Origin of the sequence: Rhizobium ecuadorense (genome assembly GCF_001187535.1) — a bacterium.
GTDB lineage: Bacteria > Pseudomonadota > Alphaproteobacteria > Rhizobiales > Rhizobiaceae > Rhizobium > Rhizobium ecuadorense.
Map to the genome: position 1 here is coordinate 1 of NZ_LFIO01000573.1, position 334 is coordinate 334.

A 334-nucleotide genomic window follows, 5' to 3' on the forward strand; every position below is an offset into this window, starting at 1 on the left:
CACCAGCAGATTGGTCATGCCCGGGATGTTTTCCGCAAGGTCCGTCCAACCTTTCACAGTCTGGGACAGAGCCCAGATCCGCCGCTGCGCGATAAGGTCGAAGTCGCCTGGCGCCTCGAGCAGGAAGGATCTGGCGCCGATCGAGGAAACCCGCGCCAGGTTTTTGGTGACCGGAGCGATCTCGCGTTGCGATGCATGTCTGTTCGTCGTGACGATCATGACTGGAGCTCGATTTCGAACAGAGGATCACCGAAGCCGACCGGTGCGCCGGGTTCTGCGAGCAGCCTGGTCAAAACACCGGAACGGCTGGCGCGAAGGGGAAGCAGGATGTGCC

Annotated in this window: 1 protein-coding gene and 1 pseudogene; both read right to left on the reverse strand. The window is 61.4% G+C overall.

The window, feature by feature from the left end; genetic code table 11:
- A partial coding sequence (locus tag AF337_RS12120; RefSeq protein ID WP_342028422.1) for a carboxyltransferase domain-containing protein occupies positions 1-219 on the reverse strand: 219 nt, incomplete at its 3' end.
- Positions 216-334, reverse strand: a pseudogene (locus AF337_RS45315) (acetyl-CoA carboxylase); the annotation flags it as partial. The pseudogene AF337_RS45315 and the gene AF337_RS12120, both read right to left, overlap by 4 nt.